25 protein-coding genes are annotated in these 26754 nt (G+C 47.7%); 17 read left to right on the top strand and 8 right to left on the bottom strand.

Features of this window, described 5'->3' with window-relative positions:
* Positions 1 to 90 precede the first annotated feature (90 nt).
* On the bottom strand, positions 91 to 1377 hold the full coding sequence (gene tilS / locus ACTJJJ_RS16450) for a tRNA lysidine(34) synthetase TilS (protein ID WP_440702357.1): 1287 nt from the start codon (positions 1375 to 1377) through the stop codon (positions 91 to 93).
* A gap of 157 nt (positions 1378 to 1534) precedes the next feature.
* On the opposite strand from tilS, the gene ACTJJJ_RS16445 reads away from it, so the two are divergent.
* The 11 genes from ACTJJJ_RS16445 (at position 1535) to ACTJJJ_RS16395 (ending at position 11131) form a co-directional block, all read left to right on the top strand.
* Positions 1535 to 3145: an OstA-like protein gene (locus tag ACTJJJ_RS16445; RefSeq protein ID WP_440702356.1), complete on the top strand. Its 1611-nt coding sequence runs from the start codon at positions 1535 to 1537 to the stop codon at positions 3143 to 3145.
* A 204-nt stretch (positions 3146 to 3349) separates the two neighbouring features.
* The gene (locus tag ACTJJJ_RS16440) at positions 3350 to 3940 is read left to right on the top strand and encodes a T9SS type A sorting domain-containing protein (RefSeq protein WP_229222357.1); all 591 of its coding nucleotides are present in this window, start codon (positions 3350 to 3352) and stop codon (positions 3938 to 3940) included.
* Between the two features lie 76 nt (positions 3941 to 4016).
* Complete coding sequence (locus ACTJJJ_RS16435; RefSeq protein ID WP_188933356.1) at positions 4017 to 4940, top strand: outer membrane protein assembly factor BamD; 924 nt, start codon at positions 4017 to 4019, stop codon at positions 4938 to 4940.
* Between the two features lie 49 nt (positions 4941 to 4989).
* Positions 4990 to 5301, top strand: coding sequence for a DNA-directed RNA polymerase subunit omega (locus tag ACTJJJ_RS16430; protein ID WP_188933358.1), 312 nt, complete (start codon positions 4990 to 4992; stop codon positions 5299 to 5301).
* Between the two features lie 85 nt (positions 5302 to 5386).
* Positions 5387 to 6595: a bifunctional phosphopantothenoylcysteine decarboxylase/phosphopantothenate--cysteine ligase CoaBC gene (coaBC, locus tag ACTJJJ_RS16425; protein WP_440702355.1), complete on the top strand. Its 1209-nt coding sequence runs from the start codon at positions 5387 to 5389 to the stop codon at positions 6593 to 6595.
* Complete coding sequence (locus ACTJJJ_RS16420; RefSeq protein ID WP_440702354.1) at positions 6580 to 7506, top strand: DUF4835 family protein; 927 nt, start codon at positions 6580 to 6582, stop codon at positions 7504 to 7506. The genes coaBC and ACTJJJ_RS16420 overlap by 16 nt, the downstream gene beginning before the upstream one ends.
* Positions 7507 to 7519: 13 nt before the next feature.
* Positions 7520 to 7774, top strand: coding sequence for a hypothetical protein (locus ACTJJJ_RS16415; protein ID WP_188933364.1), 255 nt, complete (start codon positions 7520 to 7522; stop codon positions 7772 to 7774).
* Between the two features lie 129 nt (positions 7775 to 7903).
* Positions 7904 to 9559 (top strand): DNA repair protein RecN, encoded by a 1656-nt coding sequence (gene recN / locus ACTJJJ_RS16410; RefSeq protein WP_440702353.1) that lies wholly within the window; start codon positions 7904 to 7906, stop codon positions 9557 to 9559.
* Positions 9560 to 9589: 30 nt separating this feature from the next.
* Positions 9590 to 10027 carry a viral A-type inclusion protein gene (locus tag ACTJJJ_RS16405; RefSeq protein WP_440702352.1) on the top strand — a complete coding sequence of 146 codons (438 nt, stop codon included), beginning with the start codon at positions 9590 to 9592 and terminating at the stop codon, positions 10025 to 10027.
* A 7-nt stretch (positions 10028 to 10034) separates the two neighbouring features.
* Entirely contained in the window at positions 10035 to 10697 is a 663-nt protein-coding gene (locus ACTJJJ_RS16400; RefSeq protein WP_426293274.1) for an SCO family protein, read from the top strand.
* On the top strand, positions 10694 to 11131 hold the full coding sequence (locus ACTJJJ_RS16395) for a c-type cytochrome (protein WP_440702351.1): 438 nt from the start codon (positions 10694 to 10696) through the stop codon (positions 11129 to 11131). Before ACTJJJ_RS16400 ends, ACTJJJ_RS16395 begins: the two co-directional genes overlap by 4 nt.
* Here ACTJJJ_RS16395 and lptC read toward each other — a convergent pair.
* The 3 genes from lptC to ACTJJJ_RS16380 are packed head-to-tail and all read right to left on the bottom strand — an operon-like array spanning position 11128 to position 13713.
* Entirely contained in the window at positions 11128 to 11706 is a 579-nt protein-coding gene (gene lptC / locus ACTJJJ_RS16390; RefSeq protein WP_440702350.1) for an LPS export ABC transporter periplasmic protein LptC, read from the bottom strand. The two genes, ACTJJJ_RS16395 and lptC, sit on opposite strands and share 4 nt — an antisense overlap.
* An 11-nt stretch (positions 11707 to 11717) precedes the next feature.
* Entirely contained in the window at positions 11718 to 13007 is a 1290-nt protein-coding gene (locus ACTJJJ_RS16385) for a hypothetical protein (RefSeq protein WP_440702349.1), read from the bottom strand.
* Positions 12991 to 13713, bottom strand: coding sequence for a type III pantothenate kinase (locus tag ACTJJJ_RS16380; protein ID WP_440702348.1), 723 nt, complete (start codon positions 13711 to 13713; stop codon positions 12991 to 12993). Before ACTJJJ_RS16380 ends, ACTJJJ_RS16385 begins: the two co-directional genes overlap by 17 nt.
* Positions 13714 to 14208: 495 nt before the next feature.
* Here ACTJJJ_RS16380 and rho point away from each other — a divergent pair, with 495 nt between their 5' ends.
* From rho to ACTJJJ_RS16365, 3 genes are all read left to right on the top strand, one after another.
* The gene (gene rho, locus ACTJJJ_RS16375) at positions 14209 to 16017 is read left to right on the top strand and encodes a transcription termination factor Rho (protein WP_440702347.1); all 1809 of its coding nucleotides are present in this window, start codon (positions 14209 to 14211) and stop codon (positions 16015 to 16017) included.
* Between the two features lie 129 nt (positions 16018 to 16146).
* Entirely contained in the window at positions 16147 to 16500 is a 354-nt protein-coding gene (locus ACTJJJ_RS16370; RefSeq protein ID WP_426293270.1) for a hypothetical protein, read from the top strand.
* Positions 16497 to 17015: a hypothetical protein gene (locus ACTJJJ_RS16365; RefSeq protein ID WP_188933382.1), complete on the top strand. Its 519-nt coding sequence runs from the start codon at positions 16497 to 16499 to the stop codon at positions 17013 to 17015. Before ACTJJJ_RS16370 ends, ACTJJJ_RS16365 begins: the two co-directional genes overlap by 4 nt.
* A gap of 54 nt (positions 17016 to 17069) precedes the next feature.
* Here the strand turns inward: ACTJJJ_RS16365 and htpG are convergent, their stop codons facing one another.
* Positions 17070 to 18899, bottom strand: a complete 1830-nt coding sequence (gene htpG, locus ACTJJJ_RS16360; protein WP_188933384.1) for a molecular chaperone HtpG — start codon at positions 18897 to 18899, stop codon at positions 17070 to 17072.
* 241 nt (positions 18900 to 19140) lie between these two features.
* Here htpG and ACTJJJ_RS16355 point away from each other — a divergent pair, with 241 nt between their 5' ends.
* Positions 19141 to 19692, top strand: a complete 552-nt coding sequence (locus ACTJJJ_RS16355; protein WP_188933386.1) for a hypothetical protein — start codon at positions 19141 to 19143, stop codon at positions 19690 to 19692.
* A gap of 65 nt (positions 19693 to 19757) precedes the next feature.
* On the opposite strand, the gene ACTJJJ_RS16350 is transcribed toward ACTJJJ_RS16355, so the two are convergent.
* Positions 19758 to 20459, bottom strand: coding sequence for an MCP four helix bundle domain-containing protein (locus ACTJJJ_RS16350; protein WP_188933388.1), 702 nt, complete (start codon positions 20457 to 20459; stop codon positions 19758 to 19760).
* A gap of 178 nt (positions 20460 to 20637) precedes the next feature.
* Positions 20638 to 23127: a TonB-dependent receptor domain-containing protein gene (locus ACTJJJ_RS16345; RefSeq protein WP_440702346.1), complete on the bottom strand. Its 2490-nt coding sequence runs from the start codon at positions 23125 to 23127 to the stop codon at positions 20638 to 20640.
* Between the two features lie 254 nt (positions 23128 to 23381).
* Between ACTJJJ_RS16345 and ACTJJJ_RS16340 the strand changes: the two genes are divergently transcribed.
* Positions 23382 to 24116 carry a DUF6962 family protein gene (locus ACTJJJ_RS16340; RefSeq protein ID WP_440702345.1) on the top strand — a complete coding sequence of 245 codons (735 nt, stop codon included), beginning with the start codon at positions 23382 to 23384 and terminating at the stop codon, positions 24114 to 24116.
* A 58-nt stretch (positions 24117 to 24174) separates the two neighbouring features.
* Here the strand turns inward: ACTJJJ_RS16340 and ACTJJJ_RS16335 are convergent, their stop codons facing one another.
* The gene (locus ACTJJJ_RS16335; RefSeq protein WP_188933394.1) at positions 24175 to 24810 is read right to left on the bottom strand and encodes a peroxiredoxin; all 636 of its coding nucleotides are present in this window, start codon (positions 24808 to 24810) and stop codon (positions 24175 to 24177) included.
* A 305-nt stretch (positions 24811 to 25115) separates the two neighbouring features.
* Here ACTJJJ_RS16335 and ACTJJJ_RS16330 point away from each other — a divergent pair, with 305 nt between their 5' ends.
* Positions 25116 to 26681 (top strand): putative inorganic carbon transporter subunit DabA, encoded by a 1566-nt coding sequence (locus tag ACTJJJ_RS16330; RefSeq protein ID WP_440702344.1) that lies wholly within the window; start codon positions 25116 to 25118, stop codon positions 26679 to 26681.
* Positions 26682 to 26754: the final 73 nt, after the last annotated feature.

Raw genomic sequence — 26754 nt, 5'->3', positions numbered from 1 at the left:
CTGCCGTTCTTGCAGCCGATAGAGCTAACTTACCTTAGGATAGAAATTCGTGGAAAACGGTCAGGTTGTTAATCTGGCCTTTTTTGTTTCCTAAGGATTAAGCGAGATCATTATTGCAACCTTCGAATCGCTACTTAATTTAAACCGTTCGTCTGCGCGGACACCTACAACCCAGATAATTTCTCCATTTCCATTCAGTAGCACGGTGATTTTCTCCTTTTCGAAGCGGTCGATCTTATTATCGATCAGCAAATCGCTCACCTTCTTGTGTTTGCCCGCCATCCCCAACGGCTGAAAGGTATCACCCTGCCGCCACTTTCTTAGTGTGAGAGGGAATATGAGCTGGTCCGCTTCCACGATGATTGTGAATCGATCGAAATGCAGGGAAGTTCCTGCCGGCAATGTACTTAAGGTAAGCCACTCCCCTCGCCAGTCAAATGTGGCGTCCGACCCTTCGATAACCAACTCCTCACCGTCGGTGGCCTCAGACCGCGTTTTTAAAACCAGGTGATCCCTATCCACAAGCAGGACATGCGTTGGCGAAAAGAAACGTTTACCCGGAATCCCGTCGAGGGCAGCTAGAATGCCGCGGACCTGGCTATATTCGAAGCCGAGCCCCTGTAAAATGGTCCATAGCCGGTATCCCGGCTCTTTGCCTCCACGCAGCTCGCCGATGGGAATACGAATAGTGTCGGCCTCATACCTGACGATCTGTTCTCTCCATTTTTGCAGATATTCTTCAAGCAACACATTGGCAGCTCTCAGCCGCTCCGACGAAGCATTGAAGGTCGTTTCCAGCGACGGGTTCAACTCCGATAACACCGGTATCACGTGGTGACGGATTTTATTCCTATGATAATAGTCTGTTTGATTTGTCCTGTCTTCCCGCCAGCTAATGTTACTTCCCGCCGCATACCGGGCAACTTCCGCACGGTTTGAAAAGATTAGCGGCCGGATCAACTTACCGTTAACTGGCGCAATACCGGTCAACCCGGCAGGGCCGGTGCCCCGGGTCAGGTTGAGCAACAAAGTTTCCAATGAATCATTCGCATGGTGCGCGGTGGCTATCCATTCGTAACCAGACTCTCCCCTCACCTTCTCGAACCACGCATACCGTAACTCACGGGCGGCCATCTGTATTGAAACAGACGCGGTTTTCGCGACGCCTTTCACATCAGGCCTTGTCACAAAAAACGGAAAATCACATCGGGCAGCAAGTTCCCGTACGAAAGCCTCGTCACCCTCCGACTCCTCCCCTCTCAAACCAAAATTACAGTGCGCAATACCAGCAGGAAGTCCCAGATTATGAAACAGATGAACCATTACCACGGAGTCAATGCCACCGCTTACGGCGAGCAAAGTCGGCTGGTGTTTCAAATCCGGCGTGTGTTGGTTAATAAAAGTTAAAAACGAATCCAACATGAACCTGCGAATCGTATTTGATGTACTTTTGAGTAAATGAGAATGGATTTATCTCTTCGTCCGAGTGGTAACGGGACAGGATCCGGCCAAAGGTAAGAGAAAGAACAGCAACATGAAGAAAAAAAATTGTGCAGAAACCTGCAACCCTTTTAAACTTTTCGGCGTCATCAATATCGAAAGAAATATATTTAAGATAACGTTCTTTGCTTTACTGATTTTTTCGCCTTATCTGTTCGCGCAGAAAGCATTACCTCAAACACAGCCCGCTCAAAGCGGAGACCTGGTTGAGGTCCTCAAATCGGATGAACTGGAAATCATCAACCTGCCGGGGGACGAATCGAGGCGTGTCATAAACGGTGTGTTCCGGCACAAGGGTGCGCTTTTGTACAGCAACCTTGCGATCCAGCATATCAACTCCAATATGATCGAGGCCTTCGGCAATGTCAGAATCCTTCAGGGGGATACCCTAACAGTGACGGGAGATACGCTTTATTATTATGGAAATACCCGCCTGGCTATTGTAAGTGGAAGAAAAACAGTCCTAAAAGACACCAAAAAAACACTCACAACCCGAAAAATCGAATACGATATGGCCAACGGGATCGCTTATTATAAGCAACCCGGCCGAACTGTCGACGAAGAGAATGTGCTCACCAGCAAGGAAGGTTTTTACAATACAGCCACAAAGGAATTCACCTATTACAAAAGTGTCAAGCTGGTAAACAAAAAGTATACGCTCACCACGGATACATTACTTTACAACTCGATCACAAAATGGTCCTATTTCAACGGAAGGACCAAGATCGTTAACAAAGACGGCACGGTCGTAGGAACCAGAGGGCAGTACAATACGGAGTCTACACAGTCGGCATTCCATACTCGCACGACGGTTGACAATGAAACGTATACGCTAACCGCCGATTCGCTGATCGTCGATGGAAAATCCAGCGATGGCAAGGGAAAAGGGAATGTGGTGATTGTGGCTAAAAAGGATAAGACAGTCCTCAACGGGGATGAGGGGTATTACTGGAAAACAAAAGGTTATTCCAAAATTTTCGGACATGCTTATGTAAGAAATGTCGTATCCGAAGACACGCTTTACATCCGCGCCGACACGCTTTATTCTTATGAAAATTCGCGCGACAGCACGCGCAAGCTGATTGGAGACCGGAATGTATTTATTTACAAATCCGACTTCCAGGGAAAATGTGACTCGATCACCTACGACACGTCGGATTCGATCATCCGCTTTTTCCGCAAACCGATCCTCTGGAGCGATCAGCATTACCAGATGGAAGCGGATTCGATTACCGCATTCCTGGTTAGCAATGAAATAAACAGAATGTTGCTCAAAGGCAAGTCGTTCGTAATCACCGAAGACACGCTCGTAAAGCAATTCAATCAGGTGAAAGGACGGACGATCAACGCCTATTTTCAGGCTGGAAACAAGCTGAAACAGGTACTGGTTGACGGCAACGGAGAAAGTGCCTACTACGCGGTTGATGATAAGCAGAAAAATATCGGTCTGAACAGGGTCGAATGCGGGAGAATGAACCTGCTCTTTGAAGAAAATCGCGTCCAGCGTATCGCCTTCATCGGGAAACCGGATGGAAAATTGATACCACCGTCCAAAATAAAACCTGCCGAGAGGCAACTGGATGGGTTCAACTGGCGTATATCAGAGAAGCCGACGAAAGCAAAGACGACCTGGCAGGAAAAATGAGTTTAATTCGAATACTGTGTCCCGAGGTTAGCTGTCGGCACGATTTTTTACCATACAAAAATAAAGTTACCCGTTCGCACAATATATTTTGAATATACAATTATTTCTCTATATTTTTGTAGCGTACTTTTCAGCTAAAACACATAACGCATTAGTCAAAAGTATCCGATTGCAGCTATGAAAAGAACTATACGTCTCTTATATATGATTTTAGCCTTAGCCCTGAGTTTTCAAGGGTTACAGGCCCAAAGTGTTTCGGGGGGAAGCCGCTTGAATATGGTCGGCAAAAAGAAAGCCCCCGCACCTCAAAGTATCAAATTCTCAAACTTTTCCAGTGGTGCAAATTACAAACCGCTGACTTTGCAAAATCCAAAAGCGCTGAATACATTCTACACTTCGTTTCTTTTTGCATCCCCGAATACGGCAGAAAGCAATACTTTGGCTGTCGAACTCGCTGAAAAAGGTGGTGAAAAGAAATCTCCCGCTTTGGAAGCTCAGCTGAGAGCAGAAGAGTTGCTGTTTGTCAATGACAAGATTTCAGTTTCCAATGTCTACCCCAACCCCGCGAGTGAATATGCTGAGATAGACTTCACTATTTCAACAGGCTTGCGTGACGCGAAACTGACTTTTTACAATGTGCTTGGTTCACAAATCCAGGAATTTACACTGAATAAAAACGAGCGTAAATTACGTGTGAACACGAGAGACATGGCTACCGGGTTGTACTTCTACCAGCTGTCTGTCGATGGTAAAAAGGTGGCCACAAAAAAAATGCTTGTCCGCCATCAGCAATAGGCTAACTTATAACACTATATCAGCTACGCATTCGTTATGGATGGTGTAGCTTTTTTTTATTACCTTTGCAGTTAATATGCGAAAAAACAGTCCGGCAAGCTATTTCTTGCTATTCATTGCAATCCTTGTTGTTACTTCCTGCAGTAAGTTCTCCAAGTTACAGAAGACAGGTACGGATCAGCAGAAGTACGATGCTGCCATGGCCTATTATAAAAAGGCGGACTACTACCGCGCAGGACTGCTGTTTGAGGAGTTGATCCCGTTGCTGAAAGGAAGCACTGAATCGGAGCTCGCGCAGTTCTATTATGCGTATACGCAATACCATCAGAGCCAATACAATACGAGCCAGTTTCTCTTCAAGAAATTTTACGACACCTACGCACGTAGCGACTACGCGCAGGAATCTTTGTACATGCATGCCTTCTCGCTATACAAAGACTCGTCGCCGTACAACCTTGACCAGACGAGCACTTTCACGGCGATTTCGGCCATGCAGGATTTCATCAATACGTATCCAGACAGCCCTTTCCGTGAAGAATGTACCCGTTATATTCTCGAATTAAGATCCAAGCTGGAAAAGAAAGCTTACGAACGTGCAAGGCTTTACCATAAGATCAGCGATTTTAACCCGATGTCGCTTAAATCAGCGGTAATTTCTATTGAAAACTTCCGGAAAGATTTCCCCGATTCGCAATACAACGAAGAGCTTGCATTCCTGAAAGTAGAATCCCAGTTCAACCTGGCCAGCAACAGTTTCAGTGATAAGCAGAAAGAAAGATTTCAGGATGTTGTCAAGTTCTACCAGGAGCTTGTCGACAAATACCCGACCGGTAAATACAACCGTGACGCCGAAAAGATGTATGACGATAGTCAGAAGCAGATCGAGGTGATCGCTAAAACGGAAGCCGAACGGCAAAAACTCAAAGAATCTCAACCTGACCCGGCTACCAAACCGGCCAAGGTGACCACGCCGGCTGTTAGTACCCCCAACGGACAATAAGCAGGCACCATTTATATTGTTTTAGAATTTTAAACTATATCAGACCATTATGGCAACGAATCCATCGATCATTACCCGTGATACAGACAAGATAGCGGCAGTGACAGGTAACCTGTATGAATCCGTATCAGTCATTTCCAAAAGGGCACGCCAGATTTCCAGCAAGATGAAGGAAGAGCTGAACAACAAGCTGGCTGAATTTGCTTCCGGTGTTGATAACCTCGAAGAAGTGTTTGAAAACAGAGAGCAAATCGAAATTTCGAAATTTTACGAGCGTATGCCTAAGGCTGGAAGCATCTCTATCGATGAGTTCATCGAAGGCAAAACTTACCATTCTTACCGCGATACCACCGAAGAATAATAGCAACGTATTTCCCGAAGCCCGCCATGAATCTGATTGATGGCGGGCTTTTTTTGTTTTAACTTTACATTCAAATCCTTGTAAATTGAATCTGAAAGGTAAAAAGATACTGCTTGGCGTTTCGGGTAGTATCGCCGCTTACAAATCGGCGTTGCTGTTGCGTCTGCTCGTAAAAGCCGAGGCGGAAGTTCGCGTGGTGATGACCCAGTCCGCGACGGAATTTATCACGCCGCTGACGTTGTCGACACTTTCCAAAAACCCGGTACTCATCTCATTCACTAAAAATGAGACGGGCGAATGGAACAACCATGTCGAGCTTGGCCTCTGGGCCGACCTGGTCATTATTGCACCTGCGACGGCAAAAACACTCTCCAAATGCGCCACCGGCCTTTGCGACGACCTGCTGACGGCCATTTACCTCTCGGCAAGGTGCCCTGTGTTTTTTGCGCCCGCCATGGATGTGGACATGTTCAAGCATCCTTCTACGCAGGATAATATTCAAAAGCTGACCGGCTATGGAAACCAATTCATTTCACCCGAACACGGGGAACTGGCCAGCGGATTAATCGGTGATGGACGGTTGGCCGAACCCGAAAATATTGTAAAAATCCTCGACGACCATTTCGGGAAGCGCCCTGTTGCTGCCGCGAAACGCGTCCTCATCACTGCGGGCCCCACCGTGGAACCAATCGACCCGGTCAGGTTTATCAGCAATCGCTCTTCGGGCAAAATGGGATATGCCATTGCCGAAGCATTTGCAGCCGCGGGCGCACAAATAACGCTGATAAGCGGCCCCACGCACCTGAAAACTTCAAACCCGAATATCCGTACAATCACAATTGAAACTGCCAGCCAGATGTTCCATGCGGCACAGGACAATTTCGGAGCTAACGACCTGATTATTTTCGCTGCGGCGGTAGCGGATTACACCCCACGACATGTTGCGGAGCAGAAGATCAAGAAACAAGGCGATAGCATGACGCTCGATCTGGCCAAAACGACCGATATTGCCGGGACGTTGGGAGCCACGAAAAAGCCCGGACAGCTGATTATCGGTTTTGCGCTTGAAACGGAGAATGAGCTAAGCCACGCGCAGGATAAGCTCGCCCGCAAAAACTTTGATTACATCGTACTAAATTCCCTGAACGATCCGGGCGCTGGTTTTGCACACGATACCAACAAAATAACCGTTATTGACAAGGACAAAAATGTGCGCCAATTCGACCTTAAATCCAAAGACGAGGTCGCGCAGGACATTCTTAATATCGTAATAGCCAAATGGAGCGAAGCATAAAACTACTGATCCTGACAATTCCGCTGCTTTTCGGAGCGCTCTCGCAACGTGCGTGTGCACAGGAATTCCAGTTTACGGTTAATCTGAACTATGAGCAATTGGTGGCCCAGCAAAAAACCGACCCGCAGTCGATGAACCAGTTGCAGACTTACATGAATGATTTTCTAAACAACACGCGCTGGACGAACGATCAGTTTGCCAAGGAAGAGAAGATCAAATGTAAGCTCAATGTAAACCTAACCCGCTCGCTGGCACAGGGAAACTACGAGGGCAATGCGCAGCTGGTAGTGTCCCGGCCTGTCTATGGCTCCACCTACGAAACCGTGCTCTTTACCTACGTCGACAAAAATTTCACATTTACCTACCTGCCCAGCACTCAGCTATATTTCAATGAAAACAGCTATACCGAAGAGCTGCCGTACATGCTGGCGTTCTACGCCAACATTGCGCTGATTTTCGATTACGATTCATTCAGCAAAATGGGCGGATCACCCTATGTACAAAAAGCGTTCAACCTCGTGAACCTCGCAAGGAACTCCTCCCCCAACAAACGCGGCTGGGACTCGAACGGCGATTCAAAAAACCGTTATTGGCTGATTGAAAACCTCCAAAGCCAGCAATTCACACCGTTCCGCGAGGGAATGTATAAATATTACCGCCAGGGCCTGGATATCGCTACGCAGAATCCGGCGGAAACCCGTGCAAAAGTGCTCGAATTTTTGAATACCGTCAAGGACGTCAATCAGCTACGGCCGGCAAGTGTGGTAGTGAACTCTTTTTTTGATGCCAAATCGGACGAGCTTTACAGGATATTAATTGAAGGATTGCCGGAACAACGCGCGCAAGCCTATTCGCTGCTGGTAAATCTCGACCCATCCAAAACCCAGCTGTACCAGCGGCTATCCATGTAGCAGATCAAAATCAATGAGTAAACGATTGATACGGGTCAAACCCGACGAAATACGAAGCAAGCAAGGCACTTTGCTCAGCCACCCATTCAATGCGGTTCTTTCGAACGGCAACACGATTTTCGGCAGATTAATATCCTTGGATGAGATGCAACTTGTTTTGAAAGATACCCGTGACCATCATCACCGGATCGCTCTTTCCGACTTGTACGAGGTGGTTTACGACGACAACTCGGGTATCGTTCCGCCAAGCAGGCATACTACGCTATAAAATCCGGGTTACTTCCCCTTATATTTCCTAATTGGGAAGATCATGCCTATATTCGTATCGGAGACGACCTTGATCCCTTCATCATAGCCAGATTGCATCATCTCCGGCGATCTGCTGCATAAATTAGACATGCTTTCTAATTTACTGATCAAAAACTATGCGCTGATAAAGCACCTAGAAATGTCCCCCGATCCCGGCCTGAACATCATTACAGGCGAAACGGGAGCTGGCAAATCCATTATGCTTGGGGCAATAGGCCTGCTGCTCGGAAATCGGGCTGACGCTAAGTCGTTGTACGATAGCAGCGAAAAGTGCGTCATTGAAGGCACATTCAACCTGACTGGCTACGATCTCGCCCCCAATTTCGAAGATGAAAATCTCGACTTTTCGGAAGAATGCATTGTCCGCCGCGAAATTTCGGCAGCCGGCAAATCCAGGGCATTTATCAACGATACACCTGTCAACCTGGAAACCTTGCGGAAAATAGGTATGCAACTGCTCGACGTCCATTCGCAGCACGACTCCATCCTACTCGGTAACAACGAATTCCAGTTGCGGGTAGTGGATTCCTATGCCGAAAATGCCGATTTGCTTAAAACGTATCATATTGATTTTAATGCTTACAGGGAAGCCGTCAGAACCTTCGACGAACTAAAAAAACAGGCACATCAGCTTCGGAAAGAGTTTGACTACGACCAATTTCTTTTTCAGGAATTAAACAATGCAGGCTTGAAAGCCGACGAGCAGGAAAAGCTGGAACATGAGCTGACCATACTTGAAAATGCGGTGGAGATCAAAGAGCGGCTGCAACTGGCTCATGCATATCTCGATAATCCCGAAAATTCTGTGCTCGACTTACTCAAGAGTGCCGTCGGGTCACTCACGCAGGCATCGCGACTGGTTACCGAATACGATGTGCTGCGTCAGCGCGCTCAAAGTGCATTGATTGAACTCCGCGACCTCGCCGAAGAAATCGATCAGGTGAATGGAAATATAGATCTGGATTCCGCGCGAACCGAGGTTGTGCAGGAACGGCTTGACCTGATCTATTCGTTGCTCAAAAAACATCAGGTATCGGCTATCGGACAGTTGCTGGATATTGAAGCCGGATTGCAGGGCAAATTGAGCATTGTGATGAACCTGGATGAAGATTTGGCGGCGGCGGAAAAGAAAGTAGCGCAAACGCAAAACAAAATGCTCGCAGGTGCGAAAGTACTTTCCGACAGACGCAGGAAAGTGACCAAAGCCATTGAAAAGCTTATTCTGGACCGGTTGTACGAATTGGGAATCCCTAATGCTTCGCTAAGCATTCAAATCAATGAGACTGCGCCGACGACTGCGGGAATTGACTCTGTAACCTTCCTTTTCAGTGGAAATAAGGGAATTGTTCCGCAAGAATTGAAATTAGTTGCATCCGGCGGGGAATTTTCCCGCCTCATGATGGTTATTAAGTATATACTTGCCGACAAGCGGAAACTGCCAACCATTATTTTCGACGAAATCGATACCGGCGTTTCGGGCGAAATTGCCAAAAAGATGGGGAAAATGATGCAAAATATGGCTATAAACCACCAGATTATCGCCATTACCCATTTGCACCAGATCGCCAGCAGCGGCGACGCACACTATTTTGTATATAAAGACCACTCCTCCGACAGGACTGTCAGCAGGATCAAAAAACTCACCATCGATGAACGTGTACAGGAAATCGCCCAGATGATCGGCGGACATAATCCGTCGGAAGCCGTGTTGCATAATGCACGCGAGATGATCCTGAGGGATTGACATACACCAATTCGGTTAACTCGATTTTCTATGAAAAACCTTATCCTACTATCGTTCCTGATCACGCTCTGCCTTGCTTGTGGAAAGGACAAAGACCTGGAAAAAGTTGCTGGACTTGAAACGGAAGTCCTGGCGATCCACGACGAAGTAATGCCCAAGCAAGAAGATATTATGGGCCTGAAAGCTCAGCTTTCGAAGAAAATTCAGGGCATAGACAGCCTTCAAAACGTAGGTGTGAGCAGCAATACAATGGCCGAGCAGCGCATTAAGGCCGTTGATTTAAACCAGAAATTGGCTGATGCCGACAAGCTTATGATGGACTGGATGCACGCCTACCGCGGCGACTCAGCCAAAAAATTGGATTCCAAGCAAGCTGTCCTCTATTTCGAAAGCGAAAAAGAAAGGATATTGCTGGTAAAGCAAGCCACCTTGAAGTCCATTCAGGAGGCCAAAACATTTTTAGAATAACCCGTTTATGAACTCAAAAGTAAAATCAATTCTTTTCCACTCCCTGTTTGTTTCCGCCTCCCTGTTTGCTATCACCGGCTGCGGCGATTCAGAAAAGAAGCTACCGATCCTCGGGGAGCGCGACTGGGTGAAGAAGACCGTCGATGGAAAAGAAGTCGTTGACACCATTTATAATACAATTCCAAAATTCGCCTTCGTCAATCAATATAGCGATACCGTTACCGAGAAAATTGTCGAGAACAAGATTTACGTGACCGACTTCTTTTTCACAACCTGCCCCACCATTTGCCCGGTGATGAAAAAACAGATGGTGAAGGTCTATGAGGCATACAAAGGCAATCCCGATGTAATGATCCTCTCCCACTCCATTGATCCCGAGCATGATACGCCGGCAGTACTTAATAAATTCGCAAAAGACCTGGGCGTGGAAGGCCAGCAATGGCAGTTCCTGACAGGTGACAAGGCCAGAATTTATGAAATCGGCCAAAATAACTACATGTCTACCGCCAAAGAAGACACTACGGTGCAGGGCGGCTATATCCACAGCGGGGCGTTCATCCTTGTCGATAAGGAAAAACACGTGCGGGGAATGTATGACGGAACCACAGAAGAAGGTACTAAGAAGTTGCTCAACGACATGGAGCGGTTATTGGCCGAATATAAGAAATGATACTTCCACAAAGTACCCTTGCAAGCACTGCTCGCGTGCTGGCGTTCCTGATGCTGGGCTTGGCTTCCTGCCGCAGTTCGGAGGAGCTTAAAAGTGAGCAATATTTCGTGACCGGGCAGCAATTGTATATGACGCATTGTGCCAATTGCCACCAGATGGAAGGCAACGGGATGTCCAACCTCTACCCTCCTATTGTCGGGTCTCAGATCCTTTCCGATAAGGCTTTGATTGCCTGTATTGTTCAATACGGGATGAGCGATACAATCGTCGTAAACGGCAAAAAGTTCAGCCGGCCTATGCCTCCTAATCCTAAATTAACCGAAATAGAAATCGCGGAGATTGTGAGTTTTGTATCGATGAAATGGGGAAAAGACAGCGTTTATACGCCGATCGAGTTTGTACACAAGGCACTAGCCGACTGCAAGCCTGATTAGATGCCCTTCGAAATAACCGTTCCGGTCATTTTCCGCAATTTGATCCGCGAAAAGTCCTGCTCGGCATCCATGCCAACGGCATTCGTCACCTCCGGCGACTGGGTATTTTTTATAGTCAGCGCCTTGTCCGTAAAAACCTTCCGAGTTCCGGGACTCCAGCTGAGCTCGGTTGTGTTCAGGATCTGATGTGTTTCGAATTTTACTACCCGTACGTGTCCCTTCACAATATACACATCCGCATTGCGGTCGTACCTGCCCGAATCGGAGCGCAACGTGGTCACGACCGTGCCCAGCGAATCATAAAAGCTGATATTGACCGAATCAGGGAATACACGGGTTTCATTTTGGTAAGTCAATGATTTGGGTGTTTTAACATACACCTTCATTTTCCCCTGCTCGCTGTACTTCACAACCAGGTCATTGACAATTTCAAACGGCCCGTTGTACGCGGCGCCTATTTTGTCTTTTTTTGATTCACAAGCCGCAAAAAACAGCACGAAAAGTACCAGAATACAAAAAGGAGATAAATGATTATCTCCTTTTAACAAATATTTTTGAATGCCTTTACTAAGCATAAGATTGCCTGTTAATCGATCCGCCGTTTCTCGAACCATCTTTCCATAAGCGTCACGCCCAAAACCATTCGGCCGTACCGCTCGCGGATCGCGCCTCCGGAATTGGTTCCCCGCTGCCCCGCTACGAATGCTACGGAGAGTAAGTTGGCAAAACCACGGCCCATCGGGAAAGTAAAACCAAGGCTGACATTTGTATCGTTGATTTTCGTAATACCAACCACATAGGGCGTATTACCGGTGCTGAAACCAATGCGGTAACGTACGTTATCAAAATAACTAAGCGAGCCAAAACGCGGTATATATTCCGCACCAACATGCAGGCGGTTCACATCCTTCATACGCTCATTCACATTGCCGAAGCCCCGGTACTGTGACCATGACTGATGGCTGTAATCCACAGACAGCGTCATTTTGAACGGCCATTCCAGGCTAGCTCCTGCCTGATATTGTTCAGGTACTGTCATCGAGCCTCCCAGGTTATTTTCGAGTGTATCGGGTACTGCAACGGGGAATGAGCCTTGTGTTAGTTCAAAAGAAGTAGTTTTAGTAGCGTTCAACGAGGTGCTGAAACTATATGCACCACCCAGGTTGAGGTTCAGCTTATTTTCTTTTTTAAGCGGAATCCGAACCGTACCGCCTGCCCGGAAAGCCACATCCGAATAGGTATTACGTTCGTTGAGGCTTACGATATAGTCGGACGGAACTCCATTGACATACAACAAAATATCCGACGATCTCCGCACATTGCCAAAAAAGTAGCTGCTCTCCAGACCCAGTGTTACATAACGGCCTATTTGAAATGAGTTGACCAGCGAAGCCTTGTTAACGCCTCCTTTTCCCGAAACCGTATATTCTGCAACACCAGGCGATCCCGAAACCGAACGGGTAAATGTGTTTTGATAATCGATGAAGCTGTAAGGCTTCAAATTCGCACCGATCACCCATTTGGGTGTGATGGGAAACGACAGCGAGAGGTAACCCAGATTTCCGCCTGCATTTCCCTGCTTTAAATTACCCGAAGCAATGTCTTTATACTGCCCGATCAGCCCGACATCCAGCGTTGTAAACCTGTTGCGTACCCAAAGCGCCGGATTCAGGTTATTGATCTGGAACCCGCTTGAAGTACTTACCCCGGAACCTCCCATTGCAGTATTGTCGGAATATGCATCCCCGTAAAACTCGCCCATTCCGAGCGATGAATACGGAGAATTGCCCAATCCTTGTGCTTTTGCAAGATTTGTACAACTCCAACCGAGTGTAATGGCAAGCGTGATTATTCCTATTCTACTGTGAAGAGACATTATATGTTAAAATTCTGTTCAATCCTATTAAAACCAGTTCCGGCACCGCAAAGATGGGTGGTTTCAGGCTACTTTCAAAAAAAGCAGCATCCCCACCGCATAATACTACGCGTAAAGTCGGGTAATTGTGTCGGTATCGTTCAATAATTCCTTCGATTTCAGCAAGTGTGCCATTCATCACACCGCTCTGCATGGCCTGACGGGTGCTTTTCCCGATCAGATCCGGCTCTTTTTCAGGCTCGAAAAGTGGAAGTCTTTTAGTAAACGTATGCATCGCATTGAATCGCATCCGCACGCCGGGAGAAATTATCCCACCTTGGAACGCGGCATTGCGGTCGATGAGGTCGTACGTAATACAAGTGCCCATATCGATCACCACGAGATCCTCCCCCGGAAAAATAAAGTTAGCACCTGCGGCAGCTGCGATCCTGTCGGCACCGAGGGTTTGCGGGGTGTCGTAATGCTTGCTGATCGGCAATGGCGTATCGGGCGTCAGGCCCATTACCCTGACCGGTTCGTCCAATGCTTCGAGAAACTCTTCCTGTGTTCTCCCGACGGAAGAAAAAAAGAGGTATTCCGGCAGTTCCGCCCTGATGTGACGGATCAGTTCCGGGAATTCCAGGCGCGTCGTATATCGTATAAGTTTTTCCCCTTCGAACCATCCGATCTTCGAAAAGGTATTACCGGAATCCACAACAATATTCATAGTCCGGCAAAAATCCGATTTTCCGACCATAAAAACTAAGACTTAAAGGAGGTTAATGCACGTTAAATCATCGACTTCGCACTCTGATGGAAGATTTTTTGGCATTTGTAAGCAATAACAATGCCGTTGGCACGGTTTTAAAGCTAAATATTTGGAAATTAAACCACATATATTTACCTTCGTCCATCCAAGTCAGTATCGACTTATAAATCCAAAATCCATCTCGCGGTAATTCTAATCTCAGCGTTATCGAGGTTCAAAATCTTGCCGATTTATTGTCAATACTTCCGGTTTGTACCTGTTACAATTGTCAGATTTGATCCATCAAAGTTTTGCAGTTAGTAAAGCCTTTCGCGCAGGCTTTCGCAATAAATGCTTATCAACCTATCAATGACCATCACGTGACTTCAGGGCGCGCAGTCCTGTCTATATCCAATTATATTCACAACCTTATTGTCCAATTGGTAAAGTGACCCTTTACTTTCCATTTTCTGTATGCCTACAATTGATGATTTAAACATTAAGCTTTTATCAGAGCTACGAGAAATAGCGGGTTCCCTGGGAATACCCGATCACGCCAAACTTCCTAAAAAAGAACTGATTAACCGGATAGTTTCGCAGCATGCAGCACCTGCACCTGTTGCAGAACCCGTTGCCGTGGAAGCCCCTGAGCTGGATGACAGCTCAAACGATTCGGGTGAACCGAAGAAAAAACGTGCCCGCAGGCCTATTGAGCCGACTCCGGTGCCCGTTACGGGAAAAGGCGGAAACAACCGTCCTGCCCGCAATAAAAAAGATAGCAATCAAACAGGCCCTTCTTCTACGCCGTTGTTCGATACACCTGCCCGTCAGGAAATCCTGAAACGCGCAGAAGAACGTCCGAAAAACATAGATACTTCGCTCGAAATCGACGAGGACAATGATACCCTCAATGACCTTGGCCGGGAAGAAATCACTGCGGAAGCGGAGGCGACTACCGAGCCGGAAGTAGCGGTTGAAGAAATTCAGGCTGATAATCAGACCGAAAAACCTACGGTAGTTTCGCAGGAACCGGCAGCGCAACCTCGTGAAGAGCGCCAACCACGTCCACAGCAGGAGGGTCAGGAAAGGCCCCAGCAGCCTCAGCCGCAACGCGAGGATCCTTCGTCTAAGATCAAACGCAATTACAACAATTATGTAAGAGAGTTTGATGGCCTGATCGTCAATGAAGGCGTGCTGGAAATCATGCAGGATGGCGGCTACGGCTTCCTTCGCTCTGCGGATTACAACTACCTGGCGAGCCCCGACGATATTTACGTTTCACCTTCGCAAATCAAATTGTTCGGTCTGAAAACCGGTGATACCGTAAAAGGTCAGATCCGTCCGCCGAAAGAAGGAGAAAAATACTTTGCGCTTTTGCGCGTGGAGACGGTTAACGGTAAAACTACCGAGGAAATTCGCGACCGTATCCCATTCGAATACCTTACCCCATTGTTCCCCGACGAATGCCTGCGCCTCAGCTCGCGCCCGGAACAATATTCAACCCGTATTCTCGATCTTTTTGCACCTATCGGAAAAGGGCAGCGCGGTATGATCGTTGCGCAGCCTAAAACCGGTAAAACGGTCTTATTGAAAGAAATCGCAAACGCTATCACCCGTAACCACCCCGAAGTGTTCCTGCTGATCCTGCTCATCGACGAACGTCCTGAGGAGGTGACTGACATGCAGCGCAGCGTACGTGCGGAAGTAATCGCGTCGACATTTGACGAGCAGGCCGACCGCCACGTGAAAGTAGCTAGCATTGTTTTGGAAAAAGCCAAAAGAATGGTGGAATGCGGTCACGACGTGGTGATTTTGCTTGACTCGATCACGCGTCTGGCGCGTGCGTATAACACGGTAGTTCCGTCATCCGGTAAAATCCTTTCCGGTGGTGTGGATGCCAACGCATTGCACAAGCCGAAACGTTTCTTCGGTGCGGCACGTAATGTTGAAAACGGAGGCTCGCTGACCATTATCGCCACGGCGTTGATCGATACCGGTTCTAAAATGGACGAGGTGATCTTTGAAGAGTTCAAAGGTACCGGTAACATGGAATTGCAACTCGACCGCAAGCTGTCCAACAAACGCGTTTTCCCCGCTATCGATGTGATGGCTTCCGGTACACGCCGCGAGGATTTGCTGCTCGACAAGGAAACGCTCAAAAAAGTGTGGATCCTGCGCAAGCACATGTCGGATATGAATGCGATGGAGTCAATGGACTTCCTTCTAGAACATATGAAGGGGACCAGGAACAACGAAGAGTTCCTGATCTCGATGAACCGATAAATAATAAAGCCCGGGCAAACGTTCCGGGCTTTTTCATGTTACCTCCCCTCCTATTGCATCTTGTCCCGCGGAATCTTATTTTTAGGTAGTTTAAAACACACATTCCCTACCGTTAAACTTCCGTTCCTCATGTTCAATAGTAAGGCGCTTTGGTGGACTTTCCTGGGATTCTGGATGGCAGGTTCCATTTACTGGCATGTATGCAAGATCGAACAATACTGCGATATGCTGTTCGATTCGCACGGCCTTCTTCCCGAAATGTCCGCTCAAAGAGGGCAATTCACCCTTTCATTGAGGGATATAGGCCTCCCTGCCTATCACATAGCGTTCACGCATTTCTGGCAGCATGTGATCATGATCGGGGTGGCACTAATCTTAGGTTTTGTACTCGGTACTACCTACGAAATGAAGAAAACGAGGGAGTTGCGGTACCGACTGAACCGTATCCGCCGTGAGTTGGTCTTTTACCAATCAAAACAATGAATTTCCCCGCTATGTCGCTCGATTTGGACAGTTTCCCGGTAGCAATTGCAGAAATCGCATTGCTGCTGCTTGGCGCTACTGTCGCCGGTTGGTTCTTGGCAAAAGTGATTATCAAAAAGAGAATCGATAACTTGCGCGAATTATTAGAAGAGAAAAAATACGAACTTGCTCAACTCCGGACTTTAACAGACACCACAGTGGATTACCCGATTGCAACCAACGCTTCCAAAACCGTTTACCCTACCATCAGTCCCGATCACGCGCCCGATGATCTCAAAATAATTGAAGGAATAGGCCCTAAAATTGAAGAAATTTTGAACAAAGCGGGCATTCATACCTTCGAGCAACTTACAGAGACACCGGTGTTGCGTATGGCAGGTTATCTCAAAAAAGCCGGCCCGCGATATCAGCTGCAAGATCCATCCAGCTGGCCGGAGCAGGCAGCATTGGCGAAGCAGCAAAAATGGGAGGAATTGGAAAGATTAAAGCTTAAACTAATTTCAGGAAGAGAATAAAACAATAAAGCCGCTCCGATGAGCGGCTTTATTTATGTTAATCAACACACTACATTAAAGCGTGTTCACTGTTCGCTGAATAAAACTTGTCAGATCATTCCCTGACAGCATTCCCTGCGAAAGCAATGCAAGATCATAAAGTTGCTTCGCCAGCGACGCTTGCTCCTCTTCATTTTCCGAACCGGCGATCTTTCCGATCAGCGGGTGGTTGGAATTGAGCGAAACCGTGTACATCAAAGGCATATCACCAAACATTGACCGCTGCCCGGACGAGGCCTGCATGTCGGTCATCCGGCGCATGAATTCCGGGAACGTGATCACCACCGGCAGTTCGTCGACCGGCATTGCTTCCACCTGAATGTGCGCCGTCTTGCTTTCCGAAACGCCTTCGAAAACCTTCTTCACTTTGTCCTGATCGTCGGAAGATAGAATGCTTTCCAGCTTCACTTCTTTTTCAACCAGCTTATCTAATGTATCCGCGTCGACACGTTTGATACTGATCTTTTCCAGCTTCTGCTCCAACGCGTTGATAAAGTGTGAATCGATCACGGTATTCAGGACGAGCACGTCGTAGCTGCGCTTTTTAGCCGATTGGATGAATGCATCCTGCTTTTTCTCGTCGGTAGTGTACAGCCAAACAAGTGAATCGTTCTTGTCGGTCTGGTTTTCCTTAATATGTTCGCGGTACTCTTCGAATGTGAAATACTTACCCTCTGTGTTTTTCAACAGACAGAAATCCTTCGCTTTTTCATAGAATTTGTCATCGCTGATAATGCCGTATTTCACAAACAGGCCAATATCATCGAATTTCTTCTCAAATCCTTCCCGGTCGTTTTTGAAGATTTCGAGCAGTTTATCAGCCACTTTCCGGGTAATGTAGCCGTTAATTTTCTTCACATTGCCGTCCGCTTGCAGGTAGCTGCGCGATACGTTCAACGGAATATCCGGCGAGTCGATCACCCCGTGCAGCAGTTGCAGGAAGTCGGGAACGATGTCTTTCACTTCGTCGGTAATGAACACCTGGCGGCTGTAAAGCTGGATTTTCTCACGTTGTCCTGAGAAATCGTTACGCAATTTCGGGAAATACAGAACGCCCGTCAGGTTGAACGGATAATCCACATTCAAATGGATCCAGAAAAGCGGGTCCTCTCCGAATGGGTAAAGTTCTTTGTAGAACGCCAGGTAATCTTCATCTTTCAGGTCCGACGGGTTTTTGGTCCAGATCGGGCTTGGGTTGTTAATAACCTTGTCTTCGAACTCGATTTCGATCGGCAGGAATTTGCCATACTTTTCCAGAATTCCCCGCAGACGGTGCTCATCGAGGAATTCTTCTGAATCCTCGGCGATGTGCAGGATAATGTCCGTTCCGCGCTCTTCCTTTTCTATGGATGAAATTTCGAACTCTGTCGAACCATCGCATTCCCAGCGAACAGGCTCCGAACCTTCGCGGTATGATTTGGTAATGATCTCTACATTCTGAGCCACCATATAAGCCGAGTAGAAACCCAGACCGAAGTGACCGATAATGCCTTTGTCGCCCTCGCCTTTGTCCTTATATTGCTCTACGAACTCGGTAGCACCCGAAAATGCGATCTGGTTAATGTACTTTTTGATTTCGTCGGCTGTCATACCGATACCATTGTCACTGATTGTGATCGTTTTGGCATCTTTGTCTAATTTGACAATTACTTTAAGATCGCCCAACTCCCCGTTGTATTCGCCGTACGAAGCCAGCTTTTTGATCTTTTGTGACGCGTCGACCGCGTTGGAAACGAGTTCCCTAAGAAAGATTTCGTGGTCCGAATAAAGGAATTTCTTGATAATCGGAAAGATATTCTCTGTGTGAATGCTCAAATTCCCTTTTTCCTGAATCACTGATTCCATAGTTATGCTATCGTTTGTTTTATATTTTAAGAATGTAATTTCACTTTGCAATACGAGGCACAAATATGCGTTCCAATTACAATCAAAACGCTTACCGGCTGACACATTGTCAGTATAACGCTACCAGGTGGTACGAAAGCTTAATCGGCTGGTATCTGAAAGGCTTTTTTACTAATATTGCGACCGGTATCCAACTCAACTAAAATCACCAAACCAGTTCCGCCGAACACCAATTTCTGACATGAATCTGATTAAAAAAATTTTTGTAGGAGTATTCTTTTTCAGCGGGTTCTCCGCCTGCACCACGATGAACTCCGTTCCTCTCTCGAATTACACCGTTTTTACCGAAGACCTCCGTCGCGACCTGGAAGCTGCCAATATTTCCCTTACGAAAGTTCAGTTTTTCAACGACAAGTCGATCAACATCCGTCGTGAAGTGACCGACCCGAACGATATTAAGGTAAATCCCGAAGGACAGATCACCATGAGCAACGGGAAAAGCATTCAGACGATCAACGTGCTGCCATTTACTCCGGGTGTCGCCTTGAAGACCGGCGACGGGACTATCAACGTTTCCTGGGACGATACGCAGCAGGATACCAAGGGAATGAAGTTCAACCTGAGCGGGCAGAACTACTTCCTCGACGTGCTTCCCAATAACAAATTCGACTACAAAGAGCGTACTTTCGACCTGCAAAGCGGTAATGGCGCTCGTCTGTTTGTAAAGAAGGATTTGTTGAAACAGGTGAAAAACCAGAGAGAGACATTGAAAGGACGTAAAGTGAATCAATAATCCGCTTACATTTCAAAAATAAAAGGTCGGGAAACCCCGACCTTTTATTTTTGAAATGTTCCTTATCAGTTTAGGTTAAAATATTGGCTTTTCTTACTATTCGCCCGGGGCTTCTGCACGATCTGCGAATTGCGGATCAGAACAATCACTACTAACCCCGTGACTATGGCGAGGGAGATTTGCAAAAACGAGATTATACCAAAGCTCGCCACATTTACTTTCGACGCTCTCACCAGGTCCTTACCGATCGTCGACTGGATTGCAGCCAGTTCGTTCAGATTCAAAATCGTACTTTCGAATGTTGCTCCGCCAGGCGCAGAAAACAACTGTTTTGCCTCCGCAAACGATCCGGCCACACACAATGCAAGCACCTGATTTTCCAGCTTCGCATAATTGCTGATCTGATTCTTAAATCCATGCAGGCTTTTTGCCTCCTCATCCACCAGATAAGTCTTTTCAAACAACCGGATCAGCGAATCGATACTCCGGTCGTGTGCGCGTAGCTGCGCCTTCACATGCTCGGGCGACTGCTGCGCATCCGAGTAAAGATGGTTTTCCAGCGACAGGCGCTTGCGGTACAGGTTCTCGGTTAAATACAGGATAGTTGTCGCCGGAACCAGGCGATCCTTGTAAATAGACGAAAACGACTCGTCGATCCCCTCCACATTATAGCGGGAAATCAATGTAGCTCCGACGATCAATGCCATGATCCCTCCCAACAAAACCGCAGCTTTGAACTTCTGCTGAATAACAAATGACCACTTCATGGCAACGACTTCATGAATTGAAAATTAACTTTCCTAAGGTATCATTGTATTTACAAAATACAAAAATATCTTTCTATATTAACGAAAAAGTATGCTGTGTAATATCTGTTTTGCAATGTACACACAAAAAAAGCGCAGAGACAAATGTCTCTGCGCTCGGCGGCAATAGTTGACCCAACTAGTTCTGCTGACTGCCGCCTCCTACAACATCCGTATTGTTAACCGACTTCGTTTTCTTCTTCGGCGCATTGAAACTCATCTTTCCGATCGAATAGCTGAATGTCACCTTGAAATTGCGGTTGTAAAGTTGTGTTGCGCCGGTCTGCACGAATTGCGGCGAAGTCAGATCCGACGTGAATCGTACGCCCTTGGTCAGGAAGTTTTCCGCTCCGAAACCGATGCTGCCCTTCTTGTTGGCAAAATCCTTTTTGAACCCTAATGAATATATGTAGAAACCGGTGCGTGTGCCCTGCAATTGAATCTCCTTACCCCGGTAAAAACCGAATGCCTGCAATCCCCAGCCATTTTGCAGCGAAATCTGCGACATTAAGCGGCCACCATAGTTGAAACCGGAATTGCTCATTGCTTGCGAAGTACCGTCGAGGCCGGTAGTTTGCCCTTCGAGGTACGAATGCAGAATGTCGATGCTACCGTTCAGTGTCCATTTCGGCGTCAGGTATACGTTCGCGAAGATGTTCGCCCCGTAGGCTCTCTGTTTACCGATGTTTTCGTAAGTCGTAACAATGGCACCTTGCAATGTATCCACCGCCATTCTCACTTGTGTGATCGAATTGTTGGTCTGGCGGGCGAAAACCGATGCATTAATGTAAGTCTTCTTGATATTGGTGCTCAATGCAACCTCGAAATTATCTGTCAACTCAGGGCTCAGTGCCGGGTTACCCGTGCTGATGCTCTGCGGGTTCGACAGGTTCACGTTCGGGTTGAGCTGCTGGATACCCGGGCGCTGAATGCGGCGGTTATATGCTGCTTTTAAAGTAGTACTTCCCGAAAGCGCCTTCGAAACGTTGATGCTTGGCACCAGGTTTCCGTAAGCCGGGATGTCGATGGGCTTATTTTCTCCCATATCCGCGGTAATGCCCGTGTATTCGTAACGCGTTCCGAGTTTGAACGTGTATTTGTTTTTGGTAGAAAGCGTGTAGGACAGATAACCCGCCGCCACATTCTGTTTATAGTTCAATGCTCCTGCCGGATTGGTTGTACTCAGCACAAAATCACCCGACTCGCCAGCGGTAAGGTATTTAAAATCACTATTTACCGTCCTGAAAATACCTTTCGCACCGAATTCAATCAATTGGTTCTTGCCCAGGGGCGTCTGGTAATCGGTTTGGAGGGTCAATTCCGAGTTCTCGTTTTTGTTTTCGTTTTTCAACTTGCTGTTTACCGCGCCGGATTCATTCAGGAGATCGGTATTGAAGTTGTTTGTCAGCCCCGTGCGGCTGTACAATGTCGAAATACTCCATTCTTGCTGCGGTTTGAAGGTACGGATGTAATCGATATTGAAATCCACAGTTCCGGAGAGATCCTTGCGGTCGACCTTGCGCAATGAACTGTTATTCAAAACGCTGTTTTCGTATTGGTTAATGGTCAGATCCTGTTTTTGGATAAAATTCCGCGTTCCATAGCGCAGTCCGGCCGAAAGCGCCTGATTTTTACCCAAATCATAATCCCAGCCCAATGAATACTGTCCGAACAAGCCACGATCTTTGGCTGTCGAGCTTTGGTTAGTAAGAAACGAACTTCCACCCGAATACGTCGTCTGATCCAGCACCGATGTGGCTTTGTTATAGAACGCGCGACCGAAACCACCGAGCGTGAAACCCATTTTGCCTTTACGGTAGCTTCCATTCAATCCGAGGTTCGAACCGCGGTTCCCCACTCCCGAATCGATATTCAGCGTCAGGCCTTGCAGGTTGTTCTTTTTAGTAATGATATTAATGATTCCCCCCGAGCCTTCGGCGTCGTATTTAGCCGATGGCGAAGTGATCACCTCCACGGATTTGATCATATCTGCCGGAATCTGCTTCAAGGCGTCCGCCACGTTGGCCGCGATAATCGTAGAAGGTTTGTTGTTGATCAAAACCCTAATATTCGAGCTTCCGCGTAACGATACGTTGCCATCGAGGTCCACCGAGAGCATCGGCACTTTGCGCAGCAGGTCCGATGCGTCGCCGCCTTTGGAAGTAATGTCTTTCTCCGCATTGAATACCAGCCTGTCTACCTTCTCCTCCACCAGCGACTTTTCGCCGGTAATGGTAACCTCCGCCAAATTCTGCACGCTCGAAACAAGCTGAATCGACCCCAGTACGACATCTTTGCCCTTCTCCACTTTCACACTCACAGCCTTGTCTTTGTAGCCGATAAAGGAGATCATCAACTTGTAGGTGCCTGGCGCCACTTTCACGATGGCAAATTTACCACTCTCGTCGGCGGTGGTACCGTCAATCGCTTTGTTATCAGCTGCATTGAATAATGCAATACTGGCGAACTCGACGCCCCTCGCGGCAGCTGAATCCAGTACAATTCCTGAAATTTTGGAGTCGCCCTGCACAGGCGCTTGTGCAATGGAATGGTTGGCCGCGATGGCCAAGAAAAGCGTCAAAACGGCGAATCTGACGACTGATAGTAAGGGATTCTTCATGGTTTCCATAAGTTAATCAAAGAGGGCGCTCTCGCTGCTGTCCTACTTAAATACAATTCTCAATACAAATGAAATACATGCTGTGCATTTATTATTTGATAATAGATAGCTCCCCCGAATTCATCTGCGAATCGGCACTTTGAGGGTACCAACCTGAAAACAGGCAAGTGGTACAATTTTGGTGGGGAGGGAAGATAAGCGTACTTTTGAGACTCGAATGCAAACCGGTGAGATCCCGTTTGCGCTAACTTACTCGTCCGTTCATGAATGAAGCTGTTATAGATTTTAGCAAAGTCCACCAGATAAATTTATTCGGAATACCCATTATGGAGCCCTCGACGGTACTGTCGAGCCTGATGATGACCGCGGTGTGCATTTACGCCTTTTTTCACCTCAACAAACTGGGCCGCGCGCACCGGATGTATAAGCAAATCCAGTATTTCTTCCTTTTTATGGCTATCGCAACGGCCATTGGCGGAATTCTGGGACACGGTTTTCTGTACATGACCGGCAAAGTCGGTAAGATCCCGGGCTGGTTTGCAAGCATGATCGCCGTCGCATTGTTTGAACGCGCGGCAATATGGCATATCAAACCGCTGCTGCATCGGCGCAACGGGCTCATTCTGGGTTGGCTGAACTATGTAGAGCTTACCTTATTTTTTGTACTCACATTCATTACCCTCGATTTCAGGATTGTGGAAGTTCATGCATTCTACGGGCTTTTCCTGATGCTCTTCATGATCGAACTCTATGTTTACAAAAAGAAAAAGGATCCAGGAAGCAAAAATATCTTCCTCGCTACGCTCATGGGCGCGATAGCCGCCGGCTTCCATGCATTGAAATTCAGCTTCGGCGATTGGTTCAATTATAATGACATTGCCCACATCCCAATGTCGCTCTCTATCTGGTTCTATTACCAGGGCGCTCGGCATATGATTTACTATGGCGAAGAGAAGATTGTGCCGGAGGAGGTCATTGAAAGCGAAAGCGGCAGTTAAATAAAAAAAGCGGATGTCCCGATAAGAGGCATCCGCTTTTTCATGCAACCGAAAAAACTTACTTATTCGGCTGCGGCGTGTAGCGCAGGTACGGCTTCACGATATTCAACCCTTTGGTAAACTTCTTTTGCGCGTCTTCTGTGCTCACTGCGGGCACAACGATGACGTCTTCACCGTCTTTCCAGTCGGCCGGCGTTGCTACGGAATAGTTGGCTGTCAGTTGGAGCGAATCCACCACGCGGAGGATTTCGTTAAAGTTACGGCCTGTCGACGCAGGATAAGTGAGCGTGAGCTTCACCTTCTTGTCGGGGCCGATCACAAATACAGAGCGTACTGTCGCTTTCTCGCTCGCATTCGGGTGGATCATATCGTACAGCTGCGCTACCTGGCGGCCTTCGTCGGCGATAATCGGGAAGTTCACTTCGGTATTGTTTACTTCATTGATATCCGGGATCCAGCGTTGGTGCGAATCCAGGTCGTCGACGCTCACGGCGAGTACTTTCACATTGCGTTTCTCAAACTCACCTTTCAAAAGGGCCGTTTTACCCAATTCGGTTGTACAAACGGGAGTAAAGTCAGCGGGGTGAGAGAACAGCAATCCCCAGCTATCTCCCAGCCATTCGTGGAATTTAATAGGTCCCTGAGTGGTATTTGCTTCAAAGTCCGGTGCGATATCTCCTAGTCGAAGTGACATAATGGTGAAGGTTTAAAGAATGAAACATTAATCTACTAACATTGTAGAGTAGAACACAAAATTAAAGAAATAGTTTCATTTAATGCCCCATTTCCTCGATTAATAAATCCAACGGCAAGGCGCCCATCACCGAACTACATTACCAGCTGATAATCTTCATTTTAACTAATTTTAACCGCTTTTTAAGGCTTGTTTAATTGCGTTTTAATTGCTGTTTGGCTCCTTTGAGAAACGAAAACCGGAGGTGGCTCACGTCCCCGGCCGGTCGGTAAAAGGACTTTGTAAAACGCTATCAGCTTCTGCACATGACAGCCCGGAACAACTCTTTCGACGAACAAGCGGTACTGCATGAGTTGAAGCAGTTTTTGCCGACGTTGTCACCGGGAAAGACATTTACCTATCGAAACCCATTGGAAGCGTTTCAGGAGCAAACCTTTGATGACGCGCTGCGGCACGCGTCCGAAATGCTGGGCTACCGTACTACGCTCTCTTTGGAAGAATACCGTTCGCTTTACAATTCCAAAAGGGTGAAACCAGGTATCCTGGAAAAAGTGCTGGTCGAAAAAAAAGGCGCTGCCAATACATTTGAATGGCAGGATAAGGTCCTGATGAAAAAATTTCCGGCCGCCGCCGAATCCTCGCCAAGGATCGGCAAACTGAGGGCTAACTGGCAAAAGCAATACAAAACCGACCTGGATGCACGTGTCCATCCGAGACTGTTCCGGATTCTAGGCAACTATCTCGACCACGGTGTTTCGGATTGGAAATTCCCGGTACGCGGAAAAGGCTTTCTCGATTCCATGCGCGAAGTGGAATCGAACAGCTTTGTCAGCGCATTCAATACGCCCCGGGCGCGGAACCTGCTTTTGCAAGCGAGCTCTTCTATCAGCGATCTGCTGACGGTCATTGTCGGGGACGAAACGCTTTTCAAACAATACCTTTTCGACCAGCAATTTGCCCACCGCGGCTGGTCCGGACTGGTAGCGACACTGGAAATCGGCCGGGAAATTTCACCCAATGGCAGCAATATTACCCTGCGCGAGCTGATCGTGTTCGAATTGCTGCTCGAAATCGATGTCCTGGATGATCGCCTGGGCAGGCATTGGGAGCCCCTGGCTTACCGGCTACCGGCACCTCCTGAGGATTTGTTTGCGCCGGTTCCGGTCGGCGAAAAGAGTGAAGTACTCGCCATTTGGCAGGAAGCGGTTGAATGGAGTTATTATGAAGGGATTTTGGCTGAATTGCGCCAGGATCCGCAAAATACCCGGAATCAAACCGGTACGCGGGTCACGGAAACATCGTTCGCCAATGCGGTAGATTCGTTATGCATCATCGGCCGGCCATCGCTACTCCGGAGCGTTACGGCAGAACACCGTGCATTCAGGCACGGCTACGATTTTTCGCTCGATCCGAACGGTGAAATGCTGGAAGAGATACTGGAAGCAGTGGTACCCTCACTCGGAGTCGCTAATCTTGAATGCTTCTTTGCACGGACCGGCCTGGCGGGAATGGACGATATTTTGACCGATCAGATGATCGGGTTGTTGGGGGTGGCCGACACTGCCCGGGGCGATTTACAGGCGCGCTTGCCCGCCGGGCTAACCAAAGATTTCGAACCCATGCGCCTGTTGTGTGTCGTTGAACAGTTCCCCGAAACGGTATTGGAGGTGATAGACCGGCTGGCCGTGCAATCGACGTGCGTCGGGCGGCGATCCGTCGGGCGGCGATCCGTCGCACTATGGCTGCTGAATGAGTGGGTACACCTCGTAGTGATCGATCCCGTCTCCCGTGAACTCCGGGTTTTGAAAAACAGGAAAATGATTACTTATAAGTCCGCCCCCCGGATCGTCATTGAAGATGCCGTCCATTAAAATATTCGCTATCGGTGGCTGGTGGTTGGTGAAGCCGCATTACTGATTGATACCGGTCGTCGATAGCTTTTTA

This window comes from Dyadobacter sp. 22481 (assembly GCF_052044875.1).
Taxonomy (GTDB): domain Bacteria; phylum Bacteroidota; class Bacteroidia; order Cytophagales; family Spirosomataceae; genus Dyadobacter; species Dyadobacter endophyticus.
This window is presented reverse-complemented; position numbering and strand designations above follow the sequence as displayed.